This window comes from bacterium (assembly GCA_035308905.1).
Taxonomy (GTDB): Bacteria; Sysuimicrobiota; Sysuimicrobiia; order Sysuimicrobiales; family Segetimicrobiaceae; genus DASSJF01.
In genome coordinates this window covers 1-25,735 of sequence record DATGFS010000023.1, presented here as the reverse complement: position 1 = coordinate 25,735, position 25,735 = coordinate 1, and the positions used below count along the sequence as shown (strand labels likewise).

At 68.2% G+C, this 25,735-nt stretch carries 25 protein-coding genes; 6 read left to right on the top strand and 19 right to left on the bottom strand.

Translation table 11 applies throughout. The features are described 5' to 3' along the window. Window positions 1–61 precede the first annotated feature (61 nt). From VKT83_06455 to VKT83_06445, 3 genes are all read left to right on the top strand, one after another. On the top strand, window positions 62–826 hold the full coding sequence (locus VKT83_06455) for a lytic transglycosylase domain-containing protein (protein ID HLY22094.1): 765 nt from the start codon (window positions 62–64) through the stop codon (window positions 824–826). Next, window positions 823–1,374 carry a septum formation initiator family protein gene (locus VKT83_06450; GenBank protein ID HLY22093.1) on the top strand — a complete coding sequence of 184 codons (552 nt, stop codon included), beginning with the start codon at window positions 823–825 and terminating at the stop codon, window positions 1,372–1,374. The genes VKT83_06455 and VKT83_06450 overlap by 4 nt, the downstream gene beginning before the upstream one ends. Before the next feature lie 167 nt (window positions 1,375–1,541). Beyond that, window positions 1,542–1,913, top strand: a complete 372-nt coding sequence (locus VKT83_06445) for a S1 RNA-binding domain-containing protein (protein HLY22092.1) — start codon at window positions 1,542–1,544, stop codon at window positions 1,911–1,913. Here the strand turns inward: VKT83_06445 and VKT83_06440 are convergent. Genes VKT83_06440 through VKT83_06425 form a run of 4 tightly spaced genes read right to left on the bottom strand, consistent with a single transcriptional unit; the run spans window position 1,910 to window position 5,157 of the window. Next, window positions 1,910–3,082: a M20/M25/M40 family metallo-hydrolase gene (locus VKT83_06440; GenBank protein HLY22091.1), complete on the bottom strand. Its 1,173-nt coding sequence runs from the start codon at window positions 3,080–3,082 to the stop codon at window positions 1,910–1,912. The two genes, VKT83_06445 and VKT83_06440, sit on opposite strands and share 4 nt — an antisense overlap. A 1-nt stretch (window position 3,083) precedes the next feature. Further along, window positions 3,084–3,437 (bottom strand): hypothetical protein, encoded by a 354-nt coding sequence (locus VKT83_06435; GenBank protein ID HLY22090.1) that lies wholly within the window; start codon window positions 3,435–3,437, stop codon window positions 3,084–3,086. Further along, the gene (locus tag VKT83_06430) at window positions 3,434–4,396 is read right to left on the bottom strand and encodes a prenyltransferase/squalene oxidase repeat-containing protein (protein HLY22089.1); all 963 of its coding nucleotides are present in this window, start codon (window positions 4,394–4,396) and stop codon (window positions 3,434–3,436) included. The genes VKT83_06435 and VKT83_06430 overlap by 4 nt, the downstream gene beginning before the upstream one ends. Beyond that, window positions 4,384–5,157: a 5-oxoprolinase subunit PxpA gene (locus VKT83_06425; GenBank protein ID HLY22088.1), complete on the bottom strand. Its 774-nt coding sequence runs from the start codon at window positions 5,155–5,157 to the stop codon at window positions 4,384–4,386. Before VKT83_06425 ends, VKT83_06430 begins: the two co-directional genes overlap by 13 nt. Before the next feature lie 98 nt (window positions 5,158–5,255). Between VKT83_06425 and VKT83_06420 the strand changes: the two genes are divergently transcribed. Further along, window positions 5,256–6,176: an NAD(P)-dependent oxidoreductase gene (locus tag VKT83_06420; GenBank protein HLY22087.1), complete on the top strand. Its 921-nt coding sequence runs from the start codon at window positions 5,256–5,258 to the stop codon at window positions 6,174–6,176. Window positions 6,177–6,189: 13 nt separating this feature from the next. After that, a complete protein-coding gene (locus VKT83_06415; protein ID HLY22086.1) occupies window positions 6,190–7,071 on the top strand; it encodes an alpha/beta fold hydrolase in 882 nt (293 codons plus the stop codon). A 270-nt stretch (window positions 7,072–7,341) separates the two neighbouring features. Here VKT83_06415 and VKT83_06410 read toward each other — a convergent pair whose 3' ends face one another. The 15 genes from VKT83_06410 to VKT83_06340 all read right to left on the bottom strand — a co-directional run bounded on the left by VKT83_06410 (window position 7,342) and on the right by VKT83_06340 (window position 25,049). Next, window positions 7,342–8,013 (bottom strand): hydrolase, encoded by a 672-nt coding sequence (locus VKT83_06410; protein ID HLY22085.1) that lies wholly within the window; start codon window positions 8,011–8,013, stop codon window positions 7,342–7,344. Next, window positions 8,010–8,738, bottom strand: coding sequence for an ABC transporter ATP-binding protein (locus tag VKT83_06405; GenBank protein ID HLY22084.1), 729 nt, complete (start codon window positions 8,736–8,738; stop codon window positions 8,010–8,012). The genes VKT83_06410 and VKT83_06405 overlap by 4 nt, the downstream gene beginning before the upstream one ends. Next, window positions 8,728–10,503 carry a branched-chain amino acid ABC transporter ATP-binding protein/permease gene (locus VKT83_06400; GenBank protein ID HLY22083.1) on the bottom strand — a complete coding sequence of 592 codons (1,776 nt, stop codon included), beginning with the start codon at window positions 10,501–10,503 and terminating at the stop codon, window positions 8,728–8,730. Before VKT83_06400 ends, VKT83_06405 begins: the two co-directional genes overlap by 11 nt. Next, window positions 10,500–11,366, bottom strand: a complete 867-nt coding sequence (locus VKT83_06395; GenBank protein HLY22082.1) for a branched-chain amino acid ABC transporter permease — start codon at window positions 11,364–11,366, stop codon at window positions 10,500–10,502. Before VKT83_06395 ends, VKT83_06400 begins: the two co-directional genes overlap by 4 nt. A gap of 70 nt (window positions 11,367–11,436) precedes the next feature. After that, window positions 11,437–12,720, bottom strand: coding sequence for an ABC transporter substrate-binding protein (locus tag VKT83_06390; GenBank protein HLY22081.1), 1,284 nt, complete (start codon window positions 12,718–12,720; stop codon window positions 11,437–11,439). 20 nt (window positions 12,721–12,740) lie between these two features. Next, on the bottom strand, window positions 12,741–13,544 hold the full coding sequence (locus tag VKT83_06385) for a putative hydro-lyase (protein HLY22080.1): 804 nt from the start codon (window positions 13,542–13,544) through the stop codon (window positions 12,741–12,743). Between the two features lie 52 nt (window positions 13,545–13,596). Continuing rightward, complete coding sequence (locus VKT83_06380; protein ID HLY22079.1) at window positions 13,597–14,256, bottom strand: MBL fold metallo-hydrolase; 660 nt, start codon at window positions 14,254–14,256, stop codon at window positions 13,597–13,599. 41 nt (window positions 14,257–14,297) lie between these two features. Beyond that, window positions 14,298–14,840 (bottom strand): type 1 glutamine amidotransferase domain-containing protein, encoded by a 543-nt coding sequence (locus VKT83_06375; GenBank protein HLY22078.1) that lies wholly within the window; start codon window positions 14,838–14,840, stop codon window positions 14,298–14,300. 244 nt (window positions 14,841–15,084) lie between these two features. After that, window positions 15,085–15,876, bottom strand: a complete 792-nt coding sequence (locus VKT83_06370; GenBank protein ID HLY22077.1) for an MOSC domain-containing protein — start codon at window positions 15,874–15,876, stop codon at window positions 15,085–15,087. A gap of 276 nt (window positions 15,877–16,152) precedes the next feature. Continuing rightward, complete coding sequence (locus VKT83_06365) at window positions 16,153–17,034, bottom strand: hypothetical protein (GenBank protein ID HLY22076.1); 882 nt, start codon at window positions 17,032–17,034, stop codon at window positions 16,153–16,155. Window positions 17,035–17,774: 740 nt separating this feature from the next. Continuing rightward, window positions 17,775–20,060 carry a LuxR C-terminal-related transcriptional regulator gene (locus VKT83_06360; GenBank protein HLY22075.1) on the bottom strand — a complete coding sequence of 762 codons (2,286 nt, stop codon included), beginning with the start codon at window positions 20,058–20,060 and terminating at the stop codon, window positions 17,775–17,777. Between the two features lie 492 nt (window positions 20,061–20,552). Beyond that, a complete protein-coding gene (locus tag VKT83_06355; GenBank protein HLY22074.1) occupies window positions 20,553–21,758 on the bottom strand; it encodes a serine hydrolase domain-containing protein in 1,206 nt (401 codons plus the stop codon). A 218-nt stretch (window positions 21,759–21,976) separates the two neighbouring features. Next, window positions 21,977–22,408, bottom strand: coding sequence for an ATP-binding protein (locus VKT83_06350; GenBank protein HLY22073.1), 432 nt, complete (start codon window positions 22,406–22,408; stop codon window positions 21,977–21,979). 102 nt (window positions 22,409–22,510) lie between these two features. Further along, window positions 22,511–23,656, bottom strand: a complete 1,146-nt coding sequence (locus tag VKT83_06345; GenBank protein ID HLY22072.1) for a permease — start codon at window positions 23,654–23,656, stop codon at window positions 22,511–22,513. A 31-nt stretch (window positions 23,657–23,687) separates the two neighbouring features. Continuing rightward, window positions 23,688–25,049: an aminotransferase class V-fold PLP-dependent enzyme gene (locus tag VKT83_06340; protein ID HLY22071.1), complete on the bottom strand. Its 1,362-nt coding sequence runs from the start codon at window positions 25,047–25,049 to the stop codon at window positions 23,688–23,690. A 77-nt stretch (window positions 25,050–25,126) separates the two neighbouring features. Here VKT83_06340 and VKT83_06335 point away from each other — a divergent pair. Then, the coding region (locus tag VKT83_06335) for an MsnO8 family LLM class oxidoreductase (protein HLY22070.1) at window positions 25,127–25,735 on the top strand (609 nt) is incomplete at its 3' end.

Genomic DNA, 25,735 nt, shown 5'->3' with positions numbered 1-25,735 from the left:
GGAGGTCCCGCGGCCAGACGGGGCAGGAATCCCGCGCCGAGCCCAGAACGTGAGGAAGGTTATGCCCAACGGTCGCCGCAGGGGAGGGGCGCCGTGGTGGCTTTGGATCTACGCCGGCCTGTTTGCGGCGACCCTCCTACTCACACTCTCGCTCGTCTACCTGACGACGGTCCACGTCCGGACCGCCGAAACCCGCTTTGCCCGTGACGCCGCCACGCCCCGCGCTGTGCGAGGCATCCCGTACGCCGATCTGATCAACCGCACGGCCACCGCGGCCCGGCTGAATCCGGCGCTGCTGGCCGCGATGATCAGCGCCGAGAGCGGGTTCGACGCCCAGGCCCGCTCCCCGCGCGGCGCGTACGGGCTCATGCAGGTGATGCCGGGCACATGGCGGGAAATCGGCGGGACCGCGGGGTGCCGGCCCGCGGCGGCGGACGGCGCTGTGCCGGAGTGCATCCAAGAGCCGGGCGAGAACCTCGCCGTGGGCGCCGCCTATCTGCGGCGCCTGGCCGACCGCTTCGGCGGCAACATGGTCCTCGCGGTAGCGGCCTACAACGCGGGTGCGGTCCCGGTGGCACGGTATCGCGGCGTGCCGCCGTACCCGGAGACGACGCGCTACATGCGCCAAGTCGCGCTCGCCTGGTACCACCTGCAATCGACGGGCACCTTGACGCGGTTCTGGTCGGGCGTGATCCGCCGCTTCGATCTGTGGCGGCGCCTCCGTGGAGCGCTCGTCGTTGTGCTCGCCGTCATGACGCTGCCGTGGCTCCTCCCGCTGCACCGGCCCGAAACCGGCGGCGTGGCGCTGACGGGAGCCTCGCGATGACGCCGCGCGGGCAGATGCGCGCGGTCCCCAGGGCCGCCGAGGCACGCACGGGCCGGCGCCGCCTGATGACGATCGGAGCGGCGGCCGTGCTGGCGGTGACGGTCACCGTGCTGTTCAATCAATACACGAAAACCTACACACTCGCCCGCGACGAGACGCGGCTGGAGCAGCGCCGTCGCGAGTTGATCGCGGACAACACGCGCCTGCGCGACGAGATCGAACGCCTGCGGACGGATGACCGGTACATCGAACAGATCGCGCGGGAGCAGCTCGGCCTCGTGCGGCCCGGCGAGGTGGAGCTGCTTGTCGTTCCCTACGATGGAACGGTGTCGCCGCCCGGCGCCACCCTGCGCGGCGGCGCGGCCGCGCCGACGAGCGCGGGCGGCGGATCTGTCGCGCCGGCGCCGCCGGCGGAAGGCGCCCGGCCCGGCGATTCGCCGGCGCCTGCCGCGGCACCGACACTGCCGCAGCCTCGCCGCGGCATCGGCGTGTGGGCCGCCGGCGTGCGCGATGCGGTGCTCCGGCTGATTCCCAAGCTCCACCGCTAGTCCTCTCGATGCCCATCGTCACGATGCGCGCCGCCGGCCGCGACGTGCGCCGCCCGCCGCGGTAGGCTATCTGATGCGGGAAACAGGCGGTTTTTCTTGACACCACAGAGGGGTTAGGCTACAATCGTTGCGCATTTTGCCATCTCGGAGGAGGGCGCCGGCCCGGAATGAGTCTTGAGGCAGGTAGTATTCTCGAAGGTGTTGTCGTCAAGATCACCCATTACGGCGCGTTCGTAGAACTCGGGGACGGCAAGAGCGGCCTCGTCCACATCTCAGAAATCGCCGACACCTACGTCAAAGACGTCCGCGACTATCTCAAGGAACAAGAGCGCGTCAAGGTGAAGGTCCTCGGCTACAACGACAAGGGCAAACTCGATCTGTCAGTCAAACAGGCGCTCGACGCCTCGGAACGCCAGGCGCGCGTGCGATCCAAGGCCTCGTTCGAAGAGAAGCTGACGAAGTTCATGAAAGAGAGCGAGGAGCGGCTCCTCGACCTCAAGCGCAACACCGAAGCGAAGCGCGGCGGCCGCCGCCGCTAATTCCTCCCCGCGACCCACTCCGCGACCCGCGCGACGTTTTCCGCCAGGGCGTGTATGCCCGGCCGCAGCGACTCGATCTCCAGCCACTCCCCGGGCGCGTGCGTGTTGCCGCCCGATGACACGCCGGCCGAGACGGCCGGAATGCCGAGCGCCAGCGGGATGTTGGCGTCGGTGCTCGCGGCGGTGAGGCGCGGCTCGACGCCCCAGGCGAGATAGCCGCCCCGCACGGCCGCGACCAGCGGATGATCCGCCGGGATCGCCCCGCCGGGGCGGTCACCGACGATCGTGACCGATGCGCGCACCCCGGCCTGCTCTTCCGCCGCCACCAGACCGCGCAGCGTCTCACTCAGCCGGTCCACCGGCGCCACGTCGAGCGATCGGAAGTCCACCTGCATCTCCGCCGACGCCGCGATCGAGTTGACGGACGTCCCCCCGCGCACGACGCCGACGTTCAGGGTTGTTTTCGGCGCCGCGGGAACCGGCGCCGCCGCGAGCCGGTCGATGACGCGCGCGAGATGATGGATCGCGCTCGGCTCGCCGAACTGACTCCAGCTGTGCCCGCCCGCGGTCTCGAACCGCACCGCGAAGCGCCGCACCGCAATGCCCTGATGCACGATCTGACCGAGCGGGCCGTCCACGGCCAGCACCGCGTCGGGACGCGCCTCCTCGGGCCGCAGGCGGTAGCGCATCCCGCGCAAGTCCCCGAGCCCCTCTTCGCCGGTCGTCGCGACGAATTCGACGGCACAGGGCAGCGCGACGCCGGCGTCCCGCAGCGCGCGCGCCAGAATCACCAGGGCCGCGGCTCCCGCGGAGTTGTCGCGGATGCTCGACCCGACGAGGCGGCCGCCGTCGCGGCGGGGCGGTTCGTGCGCGGCGCGCGGGTAGACGGTGTCGATGTGCGCCGCGACGAGCAGAGCGCGGCCGGCCGGATGCGCCGCGCCGGAAAGGCGGCCGCGGACGTTGCCGGCGCCGTCGATCGCGACGTCGCGGAGTCCGGCCTCCCGGAACCGTGCGGCCACGTACGCCGCGCGCTCCTGCTCTTCGAAGCTCGGCGCGGGGATCGCGGCGAGCGCCAGGATCTCCGCGACGAGCGCGTCCGCCAGCGCATCCAGCCGCGCGTGGAGCGCGGCCGGCGCGGGACCCGCGGGCTCCGTGCGCCCGGCGGCCACGTTAGTCGCGCCGCGCCTCGTTGAAGCCGAGCATCCAGGCGATGTCTTCGAACGCCTGCCAGATGATCTCGTCGGTTTGCAGCTGCCGGCTGGCTTCGCGAATGTCGCCGACCTCGCCGAGCTCCGCCAGGTCCCCCTCCATGCGCGTCAGGCGTTCGCGCAGGTCGAGCACCCGCTGGTCGATCGTTTCGTCCGGCAGCGCGCCGCGGAACTTCTCCAGCGTCTCGCGCTCGACCCGCCGCGCCATACGGTCCATCTCCGCCGGCTCGAGCCGCGAATAGACCACGATGCCCCGGCGCTCCTCGAGCGCTTCGCTGAACATCGTCTGCAGCGACTTGATCACCTGCTCGCTCATGCCGTCGTTCCCTCCGCCCCGGCGACCGGCTCTGAAGTCGCGGTGGCCGGCGCGTTATTGGCTCTCGCCGCAGGCCCGGAATCGGCCGGCGGCGATGTCATGCGGGCCGGCGGCGGGTCCGCCGGCACGACCGCGCCGTGAAAGACGAGCGCCCGCAGCGCGGCGAGCGTCACGTCCATGTGATACGCCTCGCCCTCCTCCGACAGCCAGGTGCCGTCCGGCCGGACGAGCACGCGAAGCCGGTCGATGCCGCGGGCGATCACCGCGACCGACCGGGACAGTCCCGCGGCGCCCAGAGAGTCCAGCATCCCGGCGAGCGCCCCCACGCTCCAGCGGGCGTCCGGGACGGCGGCCAGAGACTCGAGCGCGCGCACGGTCAGGGCCGATGCCGGCCCGTCGAGGAGCGACGACGCGGCGGCGAGCAGCCACGTCGTTTCGCGAAATCCCAGGACGCGCCCGTCCGGGGCCTGGCGCGCGGCCACGTAATCGATGGCGCGGCGCGGCGCGTCGTCGCGGTATCCCGCCCGAGCCAGCCAGAACGCCACCAGCGCCGTGGCCCGGCAGCGCACCCGCGGATCGCCCGGCAGCAGGCGCGGCGGCGGCGAATACCGCAGCAGTCCCGGCGGCTCGTCCCACGCGCCGTCCGGCCGCTGGGTCGACAGCAGGTAGGTGCACGCGCGCTCGACGTACGGACTCTCCGCCAGGGCGAGGTCCCACAGCCACTCCAGCGTCGTCGCGGTCGCGTCGATCGTCGAGAGGCGCCCGGAGGCCATCTGGTGCGGAAAGCCGCCGTCTTCGTTCTGGCGCGCCTCGATCACGCGGATGATCTTCGTGTCCGGCCGCGGCCGTCCGAGAATGCCCCGCAGACGGGCGCGCTCCATCTCCGTGCCGTTCTGGTCGATGCCGGCGATCGTCAGCCGCCAGTCGTAGGGCGGCGCGGCGGTGGTTACTTGAGCCATCGGCCCATGGGTGCGACGTCCACGCCCGCGCGCCGCAGCGCCTCGCGCGCGGCGTGCACGAGCCGCGGCGCCCCCGGGGTGTCGCCGTGAAAGCAGATTGTGTCGGGTGTCATGCGGATCTCGCTGCCGTCCGCCGCCTCGACGACGCCTTCGGTCACCATGCGCACGACGCGGCGCGCGACGGCGTCGGGGTCCGTGATAAGGGCCTGCGGCGACGACCGGCTTACCAGCGTCCCGGCCGGCGTGTAGCCCCGGTCGGCGAACGCCTCGCGCGCGATCCGGAGTCCCGTCTCGCGCGACACGCGCTCCATCACCGTTCCGTGCAGGACGACGAGAATGAGCCCGGGATCGACGCCGCGCACGGCCTCGGCGATCGCACGCGACTGCGCCTCGTCGTTGACCGCCATGTTGTAGAGGGCGCCGTGCCCCTTCACGTGCTGCAGCGCCGCGCCCTGGGCGTGCGCGAACGCCCACAGGGCGCCGATCTGATAGACGACCGTCGAGCGCAGCTCGGCGAGCGACAGGCGCATCTCCCGCCGCCCGAAGCCCGCGAGATCGGGAAAGCCCGGGTGCGCGCCGATGCCGACGCCGTGCTCGCGGGCGAGGCGCACCGTACGCTCCATCACGAGCGGGTCGCCGCCGTGCAGGCCGCAGGCGATGTTCGCCGAGGTAATCTCCGGCATCATCGCCTCGTCGCTGCCGATCGTGTAGGCGCCGAAGCTCTCGCCGAGGTCGCTGTTGAGGTCGATGGTGCGGGGCACGCGGGATCCCTCCTGTCTGCTGCACGATTTGTACGGCCCGGCCGGGAGGAAGCCCTGCCCTCCCAGGAGGCCCTTTGCGACGGCCCGAACCACCCGGCATGAGCGAACGCATCGGTTTCCTCGGCGTCGGCGCGATGGGGCAGCCCATGGCCGCCAACCTCCTCCGCCGCGGCTTCTCTGTGACGACGGTTGTGCACCGGCATCCCGAGCCCGCGCGGGCCCTCGAAGCGCAGGGCGCCCGCATCGCCGCGTCGCGCCGCGATCTCATCGCGGACGCCACGATCATCATCGCCTGCGTGCCGACTTCGACAGAGGTCGAAGAGGTCGTACTCGGTCCGGACGGCGTGCTGGAGTCCGCGGGCGACGGCGCCGTCTTCGTGGATATGGGCACGAGCCGCCCGGCGTCGACGCGGATGCTCGCGGCCCGCCTGCGGGAGCGGCGTCTCGCGATGGTCGACGCGCCCATCACCGGGGGCGTGCGCGGCGCGACCGAGGGGAGCCTCACGATCTACGTCGGCGGGGAACCGGACCCGGTCGGGCGCGTGCATCCTGCGCTCAAGGCGATGGGCCGCACCATCATGCACATGGGACCGCCCGGCACGGGGCACGTCACCAAGCTCCTGAACCAGATGCTCTCACAGGGGTCGATGGCGCTGCTCGCCGAGGTGCTGCCGCTCGGCGTGCGGCTCGGGCTCGATCCGCGGCAGATGCTCGACGCGCTCAGCGCCGGGTCGGGGGCCACGTTCGCCATACCGGGCCGCGGCGCGCGCATTCTCAAGAACGACTTCGCGCCCTCGTTCCGGCTCGAGCTCGGACACAAGGATCTCCGGCTCGGCCGCGAGCTCGCCGAGGAAGTGAACCACGCGCAGCCGATGACGTCCGGGGCGCTCCTGACCTACGCGCTTGCGCGGGGCCTCGGCCTCGACGGCGAGGACACGATCGCGCTCGTCAAGGTCTGGGAGCGCGCGCTCGGCGTCGAGGTGCGCGCCGCCGGCACGCCGCCCGGGCGGCCGGCCTGATCGGAGGCGCGGGATGCCCCACGCGTCGGTCAACGGCGTCCGGCTCTACTACGAGGCAACCGGCCATGGCACGCCGCTCGTCTTCGTCCACGAGTTTGCCGGCGACTGCCGCAGCTGGGATCCCCAGGTCGCCTATTTCGCCCGCCGGTACCGGGCGATCGCGTACAACGCACGGGGGTATCCGCCGTCGGATGTGCCGGAGACGCTCGACGCGTACTCGCAGGACATCGCCGTCGACGATCTGCGCGGCGTCGTCGAGCAGGTCGCCGGCGGACCGGCGCACATCTGCGGCCTGTCGATGGGCGGCTACGCCACGCTCCACTTCGGCCTGCGCTACCCGGACCTGGCGCGGTCGCTGGTCGTCGCCGACTGCGGCTACGGCTCCGACACGCCCGAGGCGTTCCAGCGGGACGCCGACGCGCTCGGCGAGCGGATCCAGCGAAACGGAATGGCCGCGGTGGCGCCGGTGTACGCGGAGGGCCCGATGCGCGTGCAGTTCCAGCGCAAGGACCCGCAGGGCTGGCGCGCGTTCGCCGACGCGCTCGCGCGGCACTCCACGACCGGCAGCGCGATGACGCTGCGGGGCGTGCAGGGACGGCGGCCGACGGTCTATTCGCTGCAGGACCGCCTCGCGCGGTTGACGGTCCCCACCCTGATCGTGACCGGCGACGAGGACGAGCCGTGTCTCGAGCCCGGCGTGTTCATGAAGCGGCAGATCAAGACGGCCGGCCTGCTCGTCGTGCCGAACACGGGCCATGTCGTCAATCTGGAGGAGCCCGGGGCATTCAACGCCGCGGTGCTGGAGTTTCTCACGCTGGCGGAGTCGGGGCGGTGGCCGCCGCGGGACCCGCGCTCGGTGGGCCGCTCCTCGATGATTCCGGACGAACGGGACTAGGGACGGGCGGGTTCGGAAGCGGGATTTCCGGCGAAGTGCGGGAGACGTGCCCGGGCCGGGGGCAGGCCTTCAGCCGCGCCCCCGGCCCGGTCGAACATCTGCGCGAGTGCGGCTTCAGTCGCGCGGGGTCATTTCACCCACGTGATGACCTCCGAACCCTTCGGGATCAGGTAACTTACCGCTACCCGTGTCGGGACCGACCCGGTGTTCGCGGCCGAGTGCAACGCGTGACAGCTTCATTCCATCCCCCCTCGGGCAATAATGTGAACGCTACGATTGGCCTTCTGGCGCGGAACTCCTGCGGCTCAGATACTGCCCGAACCACATACCGGCGAGACGCACCACCTCGTCGAGCGCCCCGGGCTCTTCGAACAGGTGCGAGGCGCCCGGCACGATCGCGAGCGCGCGCAGACTGCGGATGCGGGCGAGCGCCGCTTCGTTCAGCCTCAGCACCGGCACATCCCGGTCGCCGACGATCAGCAGCGTGGGAGCCCCCAGACGCTCCAACACGCCGTCGCCCGCGAGGTCGATTCGGCCGCCCCGGGACACCACGGCGCCGACCAGATTCGGATGTCCGGCTGCCGCGATCGCGGCGGCCGCCGCGCCCGTGCTCGCCCCGAAGAGCCCGATCGTGCCCGGCCTTCCTTCGGGCCGGGCCGCGAGCCACTCCACGATACCGCCGAGGCGTCGGGCCAGCAGGCCGATGTCGAACCGCAGCTCCGCCGTCCGCCGGTCCGCGGCCTCCTCGTCGCGCGTCAGCAGGTCGATCAGCAGCGTCCCGATGCCGAGCGCCTGCAGGGCGGCGGCGACGCGCCGGTTGCGCGGACTGAAACGGCTGCTGCCGCTGCCGTGCGCGAACAGCACCACGCCGCGCGCGTCCGTGGGAACCGTCAGATCACCGTCCAGCGACGCGCCGGCGGCGGAGACGCGGATCTCGCTCACGCCCGTGCTCCAAGGTAGGCCCGCCGTACGTCCGGATGCCCCAGGATCTCTTCCCCGCTGCCTTCGAACCGCACGCGGCCCTGCTCCAGCACGTACGCCCGGTCGCTGTTGCGCAGCGCGGTGCGGGCGTTCTGCTCGACGATCAGCACGGCGACCCCGCGCCGGTGGAATTCGCGCACCTTGGCGTACACGAAGTCGGTCGCCGCGACGGACAGCCCAATCGTCGGCTCGTCGAGCAGCACCAGGCGAGGGTTCACCAGCAGTACCCGGGCGATCTCGAGCATCCGCCGCTCGCCGCCGCTCAGCGTTCCGGCGCGGGCGCGCCGGCGCGCGGCCAGCCCCGGAAACTCCTCGAGCAGGCGCTGCACGTCCCCGCGCACCTGCCGGTCCGAGCGCACGTACGCGGCGAGTTCGAGGTTGTCTTCGACGGTCAGATGTGGCAAGACACTCGGGCCCTGCGGCACGTAGGCGATGCCCCGGCGCAGGATCTCCGGCGGACGGCGCCCGAGGAGCGAGACGCCCTCAAAGAGCACGTCGCCGCGCGCCGGCCGGAGATAGCCAAACACCATCTTGAGCAGGGTGGACTTGCCGGCGCCGTTCGGTCCGATCACGCACACCGTTTCGGCGGGCCGGACGCGGAGCGACAACCCCCGCAGGACTTCCTGCTGGCCGTAGCCGCCGTGCACGTCGGCGACGTCGAGCAGGCCCGCGTTGTCAGCGCCCATAGTAGAGGCGGAGGACCTCCTCGTTGCGCTGGATCGCCTCCGGCGCGCCCTCCGTGACCACGCGCCCCTCGGCCAGGAAATACAGCCGGTCGGCGAGCTCCATGATCACGTCCATGTTGTGCTCGATGATCAGGAACGTCACGCCGGCGGCGTTTTGCGCCCGGATGTGTTCCTTGATGCGCTCGATCACCGTGAGGTTCACGCCGGCGACCGGCTCGTCCAGGAGCACAAGACGCGGCCGCCGCATGAGCGCCATCGCCAGCGAGAGCAGCTTTTGCTGGCCGTACGACAGGACCGAGGCCGTCGCGTCGCGGTGACCGGCGAGCCCCACGAAATGGAGCAGCTCCGCGGCGCGGACGTGCGCCGCCCCCGGACTCGGCGTGAGCGACGCGAGGAGCGACTCGCCGCGGTGCTCGTGGGCGACCAACAGGTTTTCCATCACGGTCATCGCCGGGAACACCCGCATGAGTTGAAACGTCCGCGCGAGGCCCTGCTGGGCGATCCAGGCCGGCGCGCGCCCGCCGATGGCCGTCGGCCCGCGCCGATCCGGGGAGCCGTGGCCGCCGCGCAACAGGACGCGGCCGCCGGACGGGGCGAGAAAGCCGGTGACGCAGTCGAAGAGCGTCGACTTGCCGGCGCCGTTCGGGCCCAGAATGCCGACGATCTCGCCCCGCTTCACGTCCAGCGTCACCCCGCGCAATGCCCGCACGCCGCCGAAATGCATCGCGAGATCCTGCACCTCGAGAACGGCCGGGCCGGCATCGCGGCGCCCCGCCGCCGCACCGGACTCGCCGTTCGCCTGGGGCTCGACGTGCGGCGCGCCGCCGCCCGCGCGACGGAAGTGTGCGAAGAGACCGGCAAGACCACGGGGCTCATAGATCGCGACGAGCATGATCGCCAGTCCGTACAAGACGTAATCGTATCCCCGGCCAAGGCCGCCGAGGGCGCCGCCGGCGTACTGCGACAAGAGCGTCAGAAACCCGGCGCCCAGCACGGGACCGATGACGGTGCCGCGGCCGCCGAGCAGCGCCATGACGGCGAACAGGACCGAGCGGGACGAATCGAGGACCGTGGACGGATCGATGTAGAGCACGTACTGTGCGAACACGGAGCCCGCGAGCGCGGTGAGGCCCGCGCTCAGGCCAATCGCGAGCAGCTTGTAACGGCGCGTCGGCACGCCGAGGGCCTGCGCGGCGCCCTCGTCCTGATCGACCGCCCGGAGATACATGCCGAGCCGCGTCCGGTCGACGAGCCACGCGAGCGCGCACGCGAGGGCCAGCAGCGCGAGCGCCAGCTCATAATACGGCGGCTTCGTCCGCCACATCATCGCGCCCGTCCGGCCGATCAGCCGAACGGGAAGGTACAGGCCGACGGCCCCGCCGACCAGCGGCCAGTTGAGGACCACGATCCGGACCAGTTCCGCCAGCGCGAGCGTCGCCAGCGCGAAGTAGTGGCGGCGGAGGCGGAAGGTCGGGTACCCGACGATCAACGCGACGGCCGCGGCGACCCCGGCCCCGATCCACATGCCGGCCCAGGGACTCACCGCCGCCGATGTCAGCAGCAGCGTGCTTGTGTACGCGCCTGCGCCGAAGAAGACCGCATGGCCGAACGACAGCTGGCCGCCGTACCCGCCGAGAAGGTTCCAGGCCTGCGCGGCCGTGCCGTAGATGCACGTCAGGATGAGGCCGTTCATCAAATAGGCGTCGTGGACGGCGAGCGGGACGCAGGCGGCCGCGATCCACAGCGCCAGCACGGGCGGGCTCACGGCGTCGCGCGGCCGAGCAGGCCCGTCGGCCGGACGAATAGGACGAGCAGAAACGCCGCGAACACAAACACGAGTTTGAACGTTGGCGAGAGCAGGGTCCCCGCGATGCCCTCGATCAGGCCGATCGCGACCCCACCGACGAGCGGTCCCAGCAGGCTGCCGAATCCACCGAGCACGACGCTCGCGAACGCGATCAGCACGAACGCGTCGGCGACGGTGGGGCTCGCCTGATAGAAGGGCAGGAGAAACACACCCGCCACCGCGGCGCTGGCGATGCTGAGGCCCCACGCGAGCGCGTACATTCGCTCGACCTCGATCCCCAAGGCCAGCGCCGCCAGCGGATTCTGCGCGGTGGCCTGGAGCGCCTTGCCGGTCTTGGTGCCGCGCAGCCACGCGTGGAGCAGCGCGTACGTCACCAGCGCCGCGAGCGCCGCCGCCACCTTCTCCCCGCCGACCGGCACGCCCGCGATGACGACGGCGCCAGACGCGGCGGGCCACACGATCCCGCGGTAATTCGGTCCGAACGCCGCGAAAGCGAGGTAGCGGAGGAAGAACAAGAGGCCGAACGTCGTGAAAATCTGCGTCACGGGCGGCGCCTGCACCACGCGGCGGATCAGCACCCGGTACGTCGCGACGCCGGCGACGAAGGCCAGCGGCACAATCACCAGGAGGCCGCCCGGCGGTGTGAGGCCGAACCACCGGTTCGCGAAGAACATCGCGTACATCGCGAGCATCATGTACTCGGCGTGGGCGAAATTGATGACGTCCATGACGCCCCAGATAAGGCCGAGGCCGAGCGACACGAGCGCGTAAACGAGCCCCATCACGAGCCCGCCGACCGCGGCGGCGAGGAAGAGGTCCACGGGCCCGCTCAGCGGACGGCCCGGCGCGGTCCGCGCCGGGCCGTCAATAAGCCGCCGCCGATCGTCGCGGTTAGCGCTTGTCCCACGCGGGCGCCGGCCACACGATGGGGGTCTCCGCGAGATCGAAGGGCCAGACGACCTTGTACGCGGCGTCGAGGATCTGCACCATCACGCCGCTCGCCTGTTCGTTCTGCCCGTCCTTGTCGAACTTGACGCCCCACGGCATGATGGTGTCGCTCGCGGGCACGTTCGTCGTCAGCAGACCCTGCAGGATCTGCGTCGGCGAGGTGCCGCCGCCGCGATTGAGAGCGTCCGCCAGCGCGAGGAATCCTGTGAAGCTGCGCGCGTTGGTCTCGTCCATGTTCTGGTTGTAGCGGCCGTGGAACAGTTCGTTAATCTTGCGCACCAGCGGTTTGCGCGCGCCGAGGCCGAGCGCCCATGCCGCGCGGCTGATGACGTAGTAGCCGTCCTTGCCCGTCTGCTTCAGGTAGTCGGGCTGCACGTAGCCCGAGTCCTGCACGACGATCGCCGGCGGCATGTACCGCATCGTCTTGAGCGTCCGGATCGCCGTCACGGCGTCGATCAAATAGTTGTTGGCGATCAGCACGTCCGGTGCGGCCGAGCGGACGCGCGCCAGTTCCGCGTCGAGCGAGGCGGGCGGCGACGTGTACATCTCGCGGGCCACCAATTGGTAGCCTTGCTGCCGGCCCATCTCTTCCTCGACCCGGGCCGCGGTCGCGCCGAACTCGGTGTTCTCGGACAGAATTGCGAACTTGCTGATCTTCCGGCCGCGCTTCTTGAGGTCGGCGAACGTCTGGTAGAACATCGACGTGAACGTCCGGTCGTGCGGCCCCGTGCGAAAGAACCACTTGAACCCCCGCTCCGTCAGCGTGGGCGACGACGACTCCGGATTGAGGAAGGGGATGCCGCGCGTCTCGGCGGCGATGCTCGCGGTCTGCGTGAAGCCGCTCGCGTAGCAGCCCATGAGGGCGACGACCTTCTCCTGATCGATCAGCCGCTCCGCCTCCGCGCGGGCGGTGGCCGGGTCCTTCGCGTCCGCCCAGATGACTCGGAGCTTGCGGCCGCCGAGCTTGGGGAGGCCGCTCGTAGCGGCCAGCGTGAGGGGTGCGAGGTCCGGATGGGGTGTGTTGACGATCTCCGCTGCGAGCTCGACCGCCTTCCGGGTGTCGGCACCGACGAGCGCAAGCGACCCGGTGAGCGGATACAAGGCCCCGATCGCAATCTCCCCGCCCTGGGCTGACACCGGCGACGCCCGCCAGCCGCCCGCCGCAAAGACCGCCGCACCGGATGCGACTTTCAGCCACTCGCGCCGCGTCACTCCGGACCGCACCATCTCCCCACCCCTTCTCCCTGCTATCCCGCGGTCAGATCCTCGTCACGCAGATCGGTCACGAACATGTGCCCGGGCGCGTGGGTGATCATGAACTCGACGCCCGCGGCCATCGCCACCGCCTGCGGCGTCACGCCGCAGGCCCAGAACACCGGCGCCTCGCCGGGCTCGATCACCGGCGGCTCGCCGTAGTCCGGACGGCTGAGATCGTTGATCCCAATCGCCGTGGGATCGCCGATGTGCACGGGCGCCCCGTGCGCCCGGACGTAGCGGCCCGTGATCAGCACGGCGCGCGGGACGTGCGCCGCCGGCAGCGGACGCATGCTGACGACCATGGGTCCGTGGAGCGCACCGGCGGACCGGCACGGGATCGACGTCACGTACATCGGCACGTTGCGGCCGCAGTCGACGTGGCGAACGGGGATGCCCGCCCGCTGCATCGCGCCCTCGAACGTGAACGAACATCCCAGCAGACACGCGACGAGATCGTCGCGCCAGTACGGCCGGATGTCGTCCTCCTCGGTCACCGGCCGCCCGCGGCGGTACACGCGGTACTTGGGCACGTCCACCCGCAGATCGGCGCCCGGCGCGGTGACGGCCGGCTCGGGGCTGCCCGGATCCGTCACTTCGATGAGCGGGCACGGCTTCGGATTTCGCTGACAGAAGACGAGGAAGTCGTACGCCGCGTCGCGCGGCAGCACGACCAGGTTGGCCTGCGCGTACCCGGCGGCGAGTCCCGCCGTGGGCTTGCGCCACTCGCCGCGCCGGATGCGCGCGCGCAGCTCGCGCGGGCCGATGCCCTGGATCGTCTCGATACGGGCGCTCACGGCGCGCGTACTTCTCGGGCCTCCGGCGCGGTCCCTCCGCCCCACACGGCCATCAGGCGCGGTGCGGCCGCTGCGACGCCCGGACGAGCGGCTCGACGAACGGATTGCTCCGCTTTTCCTCGCCGATCGTCGTTTCGGGACCGTGGCCGGGATAGCAGACGGTGTCGTCGGGCAGCGGCAGCAGCACCCGGGCGATCGACGCGAACAAGGCGTCCTGATTGGCGCCGGGCAGGTCGGTCCGGCCGACGCTGCCCGCGAACAGCGTGTCGCCGGTAAACACGAGACCGTCGCCGACCAGGCACACGCCGCCGGGGCTGTGGCCGGGCGTGTGGTGGACGGTCAATTGCAGGCTGCCCACGCGCAGCACGTCGCCCTCGGTGAGCCAGCGGTCCGGCACCGGCGACGGCGGCAGGTCGATCCCGAAGAGCACCTTAGCCCGGGCGGGCCCGCTCTCCAGCACCGGCCGCTCCGCCTCATGAATCCAGAACGGCGCGTGTGTCGCGCGGCGGACGGCGTCCACGGCCTGCACGTGATCGAAGTGGCCGTGCGTGTTCACGACCGCGATCGGGCGCGCGTTCAGGTGGTGCAGCACGGCGAGAATCCGCTCGGCCTCGTCGCCCGGGTCGATGACAAAGACGTCCCGGGTCGCGTCGTCCCCGAAAATGTAACAATTGGCGCCGACCGGGCCGACCGGGAACCCCTCGATGATCATCGTGGCGTCCGGCCGGCCCGGCGCATGGTGTCCGTCTGCCGTTACGCCCGCGCCCCGACTTTGGCGACGCTCAGCGCCTTGATGATCTCCCGGCAGAACGCCGGCAGGTCCGCGGGCGTCCGCGACGAGATCAGGTTGCCGTCGACGACGACTTCCTTGTCGACGTACGTGGCGCCGGCGTTGATGACGTCGTCCTTGATCGCGCTGACGCAGGTCATGGTCTTGCCCTTCAGAATCCCGGCCGAGATCGGCACCCACCCCGCGTGACAGATCGAGGCAACGACCTTGCCCTGCTGGAACGTCTCGCGGACGAGCCGCAGCATCGCCTGGTGGCGGCGCATGTGGTCCGGCGCGTAGCCGCCCGGGACGATGACCGCGTCGAAGTCGGACGCCTTCGCGTCCTCCATCGAGATGTCGGCCTTGGCAGGATACCCTTCTTTGCTCTTGTACGCCTCGCCGGCCTTAGGGCCGACGATCGTCACGGTCGCCCCGGCTTCGCGAAACCGCATGACCGGATACCACAATTCAAGGTTCTCGTAGTAGTTCTCGGCGAGGACGGCAACCCGCTTGCCGGTGAGCTCCATGCAGCACCTCCGGGGATCTGGATCGTGGACACTGGCGTGGCTTTAGTATAGGAGGCGTGGCCCGGACTGGTCAACGCATTGCCGGGGTACTACCGATGCTCCGCCGAATGACGCCCCCCTGTGCGCTCTTTAGCGCTTTCCACGACATCTGGCGGTAGCGACACGATCTTAACCTACCTTGCCAAGATGCCGTCAGGCCGATTGTCAACGATCGAATATAAGGCGGTAATAATTTTTTGTAAACTCAGCCGCTCGATTCGATCGGGTCCCCCACCCGTATCACCCCTTCGACGAGCACGGCGCCGTACACGCCCGCCTCGCCGTTTCGGGTCTTAACGACGTGGCTAAGGATCGTCGGGTTGCGTTCCGTGGTATCGGGATCGATCGTAATCATGGCGCAACGCGAGTCGCGCTCGAGGATCGAGATCACGACCCTACGGCCGATCCGGAGCGTCCGGCCGACGAAGTCGTCTTCCGCGAATCCTGCCGCAGGCGCGAGATCCGCGAAGATGTTGGCCCTGAACCGCCGCTTGTCCATGTTGGTGCCGAGCTCAGCGCCGAGCTGGCGCGCGGTTTGGACCGAGAACAGCGAAACGGGGCGACAGTCGGTCATCGACTTGTCAGAGCGCAGCAACGTGAGCCCCTCGGGCTTGGCGAGCCGCTCACTCAGTTCCCGCGCGAGCGCCGGGTCATCGACGGCAAGCATGGCGCCCGAAGGGGTCTCGACGTCGACGGCGAGATCCTGCGCATTCGCGGGAATCGGATTCAGCCCAGGCCCGGCATCTTCGGCCTCGGCCCAGTTCGGCGGTTTCGTCGCCTTTTCAGGATGGCGGAAGCGCGGCCGGTAAAGCAGCATCGTTGCTTGCTCTCGCCCGGTCAGGTACGGGAACGCCTTGGGCCTGGCGGCGCCACGGAACGCAAAAAGGCGGTCGCCGAAAATGCCGGCGAAACTGACAAACGCCTCGCTCAGTTGTTCCCCGCGCATACTCTTGACGGGGTACCGCCACAGGCTTTCAACCTCGCCAACAATGGCCACCGGGCCCTCTCCTCGTCTGCTTCACACGGGACTTTCGGTGTGTCACACATGCCATCAAGCTCCAGCCATCCGCCGTTCGGCAACACAATGCGCTTCTTACGAACTTAAGTCGACCGCGGTGTCGATCTCTTTACCGGAGGCTTGACCAATCTCCTTGTTCACGATTCACTTCCCGGTGACTGTCGCGGTCACCTCACAATTGCGGAAAGGCAATCCACCGCCTTGGTAACCTCACTCGCGGATGGCTTGTATCCCTCTGTTAGTGCGTCGCTTCCTTCATCGCTTCGCTACCAGTGCTTCTGACCGATCGATGAAGTGTCCGATCGTCGGCACCGTTCTCCAACCGCGCGGTTGGACTGCTAAGTAAGTCACGAAACCGCCCCGCACATGAAGAACGCCCACGTGAGCTACAAGGCCGTTAGTAAAGACGTGCGCCGAGCGATCTGCACCCAATTGCACAACCCAAGGGATGCCATACATATCGGCAAGTACCGCCGGCGGGCTGCCGATAACAACTATTGGCGCCGCGGTCTGGTATGGTAGTTGAAGGTTCAAGCACGCGGCCCAAGGAGTACCTGCGGCAATCACAACTTCGTGTGCTGCAAGCAGATCGATGCTGCACCTGGTTTGTTTTCCGAAGATAGAGGCGGCCTCGCGTGCCTTCTGAATCGACATGCCCAGGGCCACCGGCCCAATGGAGCGCCCTGGGACAATCGCGCCTTCCGCCGGCTCGTCACTCCACTGGGAAAGATGACTGATACCTGACGCGGACATACTGTTTTCCGATTGGATAGGAAGATAAGCCACTGCGACGCCATCCGTTACGCCCTCAATCCATGGAGCAAAATTGCCGATAGCAGGCACCGCCATACTACTTGTTGCTTGGACGGCGAGATAGGTTACAGTACTATCTCCCGCCTGAGTTTGGCGGACTTCCGCTACGAGTCCACTTGCGAATATCAGCGCCAGCTTATCGTGTCCCTCACGCACAACCCTCGCTGCGCCGAACATGTTGACAAGTTGGTCGCGCGTGCTCACGACTGTTCCGACTGCCACCACCAGCCCATCCTGAAAAAGCACGTCGATAACGCGGCCGGTCGTGCGCGCGAATTGTGCCGCCGCTGAGTCTGCCTCCACTCCGCGCATGCCGAGCATCACAGGGCCAAGCGCGTGGCCTGGGGCGACGATGCTGCGACGTTGTGGATCCACAGGTTGTGGCGGCATGCCTGCGATGGAATTCCCGTAGGACACTTGACGGCTCTGAGGGCCGGGTAAGATCGGAGACGTGGGCGCCGCACGAGGTGCCGCTTCGAGGAATGTGTCGGAAACCACGAAAGACTTCCTGACGTCGCTCGCAGCGCATGCGACCATACCGGCAGCGAGCGCGGTAGCGAGGACTCTCAGCCCTGTCGCCCACTGCATTATCGTTTCCTTTCCACACGCGCCCACTGTTGCAGACCAAGCCTCACATGTTCGAGATCACCGTCGTAGAGCCGCAGATAACGAAGACCCGCGCTGGCCCGCACGCCTGTTTGGCACTCATCGAGTCCTGCAGGGTACGTGGCGTGTCAGTCGGCTCCGCCCGCATAAGCTCGCAATAAATCGGCGAGCGATCGGCAGCCAATTGGCCAACGACGCTTTGTCCCGCTGGGGATCATGCTGCGAGCGCTTGGCCGTTAATGCCAACCTACGGCGCTTCGCCGCCTCGCGAGCCTCTGCAATTTTCTGTTCAGCGATCCACGGGAGGAGTCTGGGGTCGTCGATCATCTTCCAATCCCACCGATCCCGGTGTCCGTCCTATGTCGACATCACATTAGCCGGAATCCGAGGTCCTCAACATCGAGGGAATTACCGAGCGTATTACCTATTTTCGTTTTTGGAGGACTGAGTTGCCTTACCTAGGTATCCCGGTGAACGTGCGAAGGATCATCATCATAGGTGAAGGCTTCAGGGTCCACATGGCCACGAAGGCTCCGTTCGGTCGCCCAAGCAGCGATCTGCGAGCGGGAATCAAAACCGAGTTTGTTTAGAATGTTTTGCACGTGCGCGTCAACCGTCCGTCGCGACAGGACGAGCGCTCGAGCAATCTGCCGGTTCGTGAAACCGCGCGAGACAAGCCTAACAACCTCAAGTTCCCGGGTGGTGACAGAGTCGCTCTTTGGTCTTCTGTCGCGCGTCGGATGTCCTGCACGTTCTTTCGACCTGACGGATGCCAGCGCGTACTCGACCGCTTGCTCAAGCGTCATCGCCTGCCCACGCGTCCGGGCGACCGCAAACGCGGCATCGCCAAGTGCGGTGCGCGCAGCCGCCTGGCATTCATCATAATCGGCTTGATCGGGGGGCGACGGGTGCCAGCCTAGGATTTCGCGGAGACGTTCTGCCGCCGCCATCAAGCGAGCCGATCTTCGATAGTCGCCGGCGGCTAATGAAACCGCCGCGAGTCCTGCTAGTGCTTCTTCGCTGAGCCATTTGTCGCTACTCTCGTTGGATAGGACCAGGCTCTCCGTAAAATAGATTGACGCGCGCTGCGGATCTTTTTGGCGGAGTGCCAGTTTGCCGAGATTGCGAAGGACGAAGGCGATGCTCGCGCTATCGTGCTGTTCTCTCGCGATAGCGAGACTTTCAGTCTGTAACGTCGCGGCGCGTTCGTATTCACCAACATGCCGAGCCACGATTCCCAAGTGGGCGAGCTGCATGGAAATGATATTCTTGTCCCCTAGTTCCCGTCCGATGCCCAGAGCTTCCTCGCAAAGCGCGGTCGCGTGGTCATAGTCGCCCTGGTGCATTGCGGCCACACTGATATAGGTGAGCAGCCAGGCACTGGCTTCCTTGTCGCCTAGTTGTCGACAAAGGACTAGACCTTGCTCGCCGAGCCTTGCGGCGCGTCTATGGTCACCAAGGCGCCATGCGAACTGAGCGGCCGCCGTGAAGGCCTTCGTGCGCAGCGGAAGCGATGCCGCATCGCTGCCTGCGAGCGCGCTAGCCAGCCATTCACTCGCTTCGCGCCAGTGCCCGGCCCGATACCAAAACCCGTATAGTGCCCCCACGAGCCGTAACCTTGCTTCGGCCCCATTCCTCTGGACTCTCGTCCATTCCAAGGCGCTTCGCAGATTGTCGTGTTCCGTCTCGAACAATTCAACCAAGCGCCCAGATCGCGGTCCTGAGAGTTCTCGGGCAGTGCGCTCGGCGAAGTTGAGGTACCAGTCCTCGTGCCTGATCCGCACATCACTCTCTTCGTCAGCGGTCACCAGCTGATCATGAGCGAACTGACGCATAGTCTCTAGGAGTCGGTAGCGCGCTTCACCACCCTGCGTCGCCACGAGTACAAGTGACTTGTCCACGAGAGATGTTAGTACGTCGAGGATCTGACCGATCTCGAGGCCTCCGCCTGAGCAAATCGATTCGGCTGCTTCTACGGTCCATCCGCCGGCAAATACTGACAACCTCCGAAATAGGGTTCGCTCCGACTCCGAGAGCAGGTTGTGACTCCAATCAATCGCTGCGCGGAGCGTCTGATGCCGTGGAAGAACTGTTTGACTACCTCCCGTCAGTAGTTGGAACCGATCATCCAGCCGAGACGCGATCTGCTCGACCGTCAACACTTTCATTCGGGCGGCGGCCAGTTCAATCGCCAACGGGATGCCGTCCAGCCGCTGGCAGATCCTTGTTACTGCGGCCGCATTCTCGGCACTGACCGCAAATCTCGGAGCGGTTGCCGTTGTGCGGTCAGCAAACAGGCGCACCGCGTCATACAGAACCAGTTCCTCGGCTGGCGGGAGATGGCGGACATCCTGCGGCACAGAAAGGGAGGGAACCCGCCATAGAATTTCGCCCGGGATGCCCAATCCTTCGCGGCTCGTGGCCAGGATGCGCACCTGCGGGCACATGCGTAGAAGCTCCACGGTGAGATCTCTGCACGCCTCCAGTAGATGCTCGCAATTGTCCAGCACGAGCAACAGAGCTTTGGACCGGAGCACATCCACCAACGTTTCAGTAACTGCGCGGCCACGCTGCTCCGGCACGCTTAATGCAGAGGCAACCGCCTTAGGGACGAGGATCGGGTCCCCGAGGGGCGCAAATTCGGCGAGCCACACGCCGTCGCGATGATCGCCGACCACCTCGGCCACCACCTGGAGCGCCAGCCGGGTCTTGCCGCAGCCGCCTGATCCCGTCAGCGTGAGCAATCGTGTCGTGCCGAGAAGGCGCTTGATCTCCGCGCTCTCTTGCTGGCGGCCAATGAATGTAGTGAGTTGGGTGGGGAGGTTGTGGAAACGCGCCGGAAGAGACGAGCCTGCGCTGCTCTTTTGCCGAGTGGACCGCGTCGGCTGCCGGCGTACCCGTCCCTTCGCGACCCGCTTCCCTGACCTACGAGCCATCAGTCAGCCCCCACGACGGAAGATCGCCGCCGCCGATTAGGGTCGGGGGTTCGTTGCGCGCGGAATGTGAACCTTCGGACCTTTCGAGCGATCGAGGATAATCGCGTCGCGTGCATGGCTTTTCGGAGATTCTCGCTTGTCCGGGGACTCGAATGTTCTGATGCCTGGCTATAAAAACGAGACGGTTCGATGGTGTTTCGGGGTGTCTTATCTCCTATATCCCGTCAACGCGGGCGCGGGCTAGAGGGGGAGGCCCTCGATGTCCCCCCCCGACGCGCCTCATCCACGCGGCATGGACATTCAGGCCGGTCGGATCACGGAATAGACCGCGTTCCTCAGCGCCACATCGCGCGGGTCCCCTGCCAAGCGCGTCCCCATCTGGCTGGTCACGTAGGCGTAGCCGACGCCGGCCACCGGATCGGCAAAGCCGAGCGAACCACCGCTTCCGGGTGCGCCGAACGAACCCGCGCTGCCGAACGGCCAAGCCCGGCTCGACTTCATGAAACCGAGGGCGAACTCCGCGCCGAAGCCCTTCATGCACTCGTCATAAAAGCCGCGCGTCGGCGGGATCGCCGGGGCTGCTAACGACTGTAGGGTCTCGGGGCGCAACCCCAGTTCCCGTCCTCCCGTGGCAAAGACGCTGTAGGCCTGCGCGATACCTCGCGCAGTGCCGACGCCACCCCCGGACGGCACTTCGAAGTTGCGCGCGTAGACGCGGTCTTTGTCGAGGACGATCCCGGTCCCCGGGTTCGCGATCAACGCCCGGTAGATGTTCGAGTGGTGGTTCATCGAGTCCAGCGTGAGGCGAAGCGGAAAGTTGAGCAGCATGTCAATCGGGCTCGGCGGTGCGAGCCATGCCAGCCTGGAGTTCGGGATCCACTCCGGGACACGGATATAGACGTCCAGCCCAAGCGGCGACGCGATCTCGTCCTGAAAGACCTGTCCCAGGCTGCGATGTTGAGGATCCACGCGCCGCAGGAGCTCGCCTTCATAGAACCCGAGGGTCAGGGCGTGATAGCCTTGCCGCGTCCCCGGCTCCCACGCGGGCTTCTGACGGGCCAGCACAATCGCCAGGCGATCCAGGTCGGCGACCACGCTGCGATCGACGGGCTCATCAAAGGCGAACAGCCCGGCCTGGTGAGCGAGGAGCTGACGGACGGTGATCTTCTCCTTCCCCTGCTGCGCGAATTCCGGCCAGTAGCGGCACACCGGCGCCTCGTAGTCGAGCCAGCCTCGGGAGTGGGCGAGGGCCATTGTCATCGCGGCGAGTCCCTTGGTCGCGGACCAAACGAGGACCATGGTATCCCGCTCCCACGGCTCGCCAGTTCGCTTGTCCCGAACGCCGCCCCACAAGTCGACCACTTTCTCGCCGCGGTAATAGGCGCAACAGGCGCCGCCCAGTTCATCCCTCTGAGCGACGTTCTCGGCAAACACGTCGCGGACGGCCTCAAAGCCGCGGCTGACGTGTCCTTCAACAGTTACGCGGTCTGACGTGGCTACGGGCATAGCGTGTCTCCCTTCAAGAAGAGCAATCCCCTTCATAAAGAACGTAGCGTTACCGCCTCCGCGGAGAGAATCCGACGAGGACCCGATTCCCCCTCAGGCGTCCGACTTACGTCGCCAGGCACCCTATACCGGCACGCAAGGGATCGGTGACATTTCAGACTTGATAAGTTTTCAGGACGAGGAAACCAGAGCGGGCGTTGGACCGGGGTGCGCTTATCTCACTCTGACATCGACGGCATAACCGAAGGCTGAACTCTCTTGATCATGGTGACACGCAGGCCCCCCGCCGCGTCCTCGTTCTGGCTCACGTCGACGCGGTCGACGACCGCCGAGATCAAGAACAGGCCGAGACGCTTTCGGTCGGCGGGGAGATCGCGGGGAATCTGCGGCACCGAGGCCGGCGCGCCGCGATCGCGCACGGTCAGCGTAAAGACGCCCTGGTCGAACGAGACGGCGACCTCGACGGGCCCGGTCGCGTCGCCGTAGGCATGGCTGCGGGCGTTGAACAACGCCTCGCCGAGGGCGAGTTCGAGGCTCCAGCCGTCCTCCTCTGACCCGCCTTCTCGCTCGACGAGGTCCCGGATCATCCGGCGTACGATTCGCAGGGCCTCAGGGTCTGTCTGGGTGCTGACGGAGAACTTCCAGGTCATCCGGTCCTCGCAATCCCCCGTGCTGCAGTATGCCTCGGTTCCCGGCCCGCTGTCAACTTAGCCTTCAGGTGCGTCGGGGCGAACCCCTCGGCCCTTCTCGCCTCACGACGCTTTCGTTCCGGCCGGCGCGTTCATCATCCGCAACATCTCCGGCCCACCTGTGCGGACGAACCGCCAGACGAGCACGGCGGCGAGCGCGAGAAAGACAAGGTTCAGAATTGAGGTGTAGTTCCACGTCAGGCGCGCCTCGACGACGATGGCGTGATGAACTCTCGGCACCAGTCCCGCCGCGCGGAAGAGCAGGTCGACCAGGAGGCCGGCGGCCGCCATCACCGCGTAGGACGTGACCAGCAAATAGAGCGCCATGCGGCGGCCATAGTACTTCCGGTAGATGTCGAGGATCGGCAGGACGATCAGGTCCGCGAAGATGAACGCCACCACCCCGCCGAAGCTGACGCCGCCGTTCCAGAGCACCGCGGCGAGCGGTACGTTTCCGACCGAGCAGACGAACGAGAGAATGGCCACGAGGGGCGCCACGATCGGGCTCCAAAGGAGGTTGCCGAGGGGACTGCCCGTCAGAAAAAAGGTCCGCCAGAACGCGTCCGGCACCCACGCCGCGATCGCCCCGGCGATCAAGAGGCCCCCCGCGACGTCGAGCCATACCGCCGCCCAGTCCATGACGAAGTGGTGGCTGATGGCCGTGACGCCCTCCGGCGACGTCAGACGGACAAGCAGCGGCCGGTCGTCCACCACGGCCATGTCCATCTGCGCGTGCCCCTCCATCCGCCCCGTGCGGCCGGCGTCGGCCTGGCGGCGCGCCTCGTCGACGAGCGGCGGACGGAGGGTGGCGCGGAAAAGGCGCCACAGGAGGACGATCATGATCGGTCCGCCGATGAACTCGGCGGCGGTGAACTGCCAGCCGAGGAGCACCGCCATGATGATCCCCAACTCGATGACCAGGTTGGTCGACGCGAACTGGAACACGATCGCGGCGGTGAAATTCGCGCCGCGACGGAAGAGCGACCGGGCCAGCGCCACCGCCGCGTACGAGCACGACGACGACGCGAACCCGAACAGGCTCGCCAGCGCGATGGATCGAGGGGAATCGTCGCCCAGCAGCCGGACCATCTGCCGCTTGGAGACGAGCGCCTGCACGGCGGCAGACAGCGCGAAACCCAGAATCAGCGGCCACAGGATCTCCCAGAGCATCGCCGACGCCAGATCGATCGCGTGGAGCAGCGCGGCAATCATCGCTAGGCCGCCTCCGAGGTACCCGCGGTCAGGCGCGCATGGCTCGCGCCACTCGAAGCATCGCTGCCAGGCTGCGGTCGACGTCCTCGTCCGTCGTCGCCCACGAGGACACGCTGATGCGCATCGCCGCGCGGCCGTGCCACACCGTCCCGCCGCACCAGCACGTCCCGTCCGACTGTACGCCGGCGATGACGCGGCGGGTCGTCTCGTCGTCTCCGAACGCGACCAGCACCTGGTTCAGCACGACATCGTTCAAGATCTCGTATCCTGCGTCGCGCAGTCCCGCGGCGAAGCGCGCCGCCTGCCGGCAGGTGCGCTCGATGAGATCCGCCAGACCCGCGCGGCCGAGCGCGCGCAGCGCCGCCCAGATCTCCACCCCGCGGGCGCGGCGTGACATCTCCGGCGTGTATTGAAAGGGCTCCCGCTGCTCGGTCTGCGGGATATACGCCGCCGACGTGGCCATCGCCGATCTCAAGTGCTCGGGCTGCCGGACAAACGCGAGACCGCTGTCGTACGGAACGTTGAGCCACTTGTGCGCGTCGAGCGCCCACGAGTCCGCCCGCTCGACGCCCCGGGTCAGATGCGATCGCTCCGGCGCGGCCGCGGCCCACAACCCGAAAGCCCCGTCCACGTGCACCCAGGCGCCGGCCGCGTGCGCGGCCTCGCAGATCTGCCCGATCGGGTCGAACGCGCCGCTGTTCACGTTGCCCGCCTGCGCGCAGACAATGGCCGGCCCCCGCAGCGGCGGCAGCGCCTCGGCCCGCATGCGCCCCTGCGTGTCCACCGGAACCCGAGTGACGCGATCGCGGCCGAGCCCGAGCAGCGTCAGTGCCCGCAGCAGGCTGATGTGCACCTCGTCGCCGACGATCACGGTGATGGCAGGCGCTCCAAGCAGGCCGGCGGCTTCCGCGTCCCAACCGGCGGCGGCAAGCACGGCGTGCCGGGCCGCGGCCAGGGCCGTGAAGTTCGCCATCGTCGCCCCGGTAACAAAGCCGCCCCCCGTCCCGGCCGGCAGCGCCAGCGCGTCGACGAGCCACCGCAGCGCGATCTCCTCGAGGGCCGCCGCGACCGGCGACGAGACCACGAGGCCGCCGTTTTGATCCCACGCTCCCGCGAGCCAGTTGGCGGCGAGCGTCACGGGCAACGAGCCGCCGATCACGAAGCCGAAGTACCGGCCGCCCGCCGACGCCACCGTCGCGGGCGACCCGACGTCGTCCAGCAGCGCCAGCACGGCCGCCGGGTCCGTCGGACCTTCCGGAAACGGGCCGCCGAGCGCCTTCAGCCCATCGATCGGCTGCGGACCCGGCGCCACGCGCCGGTCGCGGATCTCGTCGAGATAGCGCAGCGATCGATCGGCGGCCGCGCGTAACAGACCGTTGGAGTCGGCCATTCCCTTCCTCCTAGCCGCCCGGCGTTGGAATCAGAAAGCCGGAAATTCTCCGGCGGCACACGTCGTTAGGTTCACCGGTGAGACTCTCCATCATCGATCAGTCCCCGGTCTCCTCCGGTTCGACGCCGGCGGACGCGCTGCGCAACACGATCGACCTGGCGAAGCGCGCCGACGCCCTCGGCTACGAGCGGTACTGGATCGCCGAGCACCACGCGACGCCCGGCTTTGCGAGTCCGGCCCCGGAGGTCCTGATCGCCCGCGTCGCGGCGGAAACCTCCGGCATCCGAGTCGGGTCCGGCGGCGTCCTGCTGCCCCACTACAGCCCGTTGAAGGTTGCCGAGGTCTTCCGGGTGCTGCACGCGCTGTACCCGGGCCGGATCGACCTCGGCATCGGCCGGGCGCCCGGCAGCGCGCCGCTCGAAGCTTACGCGCTGCGTCGCGACCGGAGCCGTCAGGAATGGGTCGACGATTTTCCCGACCAACTGCTGGAACTCCTCGCGTTTCTTCGCCGCGAGTTCCCCCAGGCGCACCCATTCGGCCGCATCCTGGTCACGCCGGACATGCCCGGAGGCCCCGACGTGTGGCTGCTCGGCTCGAGCATGTGGAGCGCTCGTGCGGCGGCGGAGATCGGCCTCCCCTACGCCTTCGCCCACTTCATCAACCCGGAGCCCACGCGCGAGGCGCTC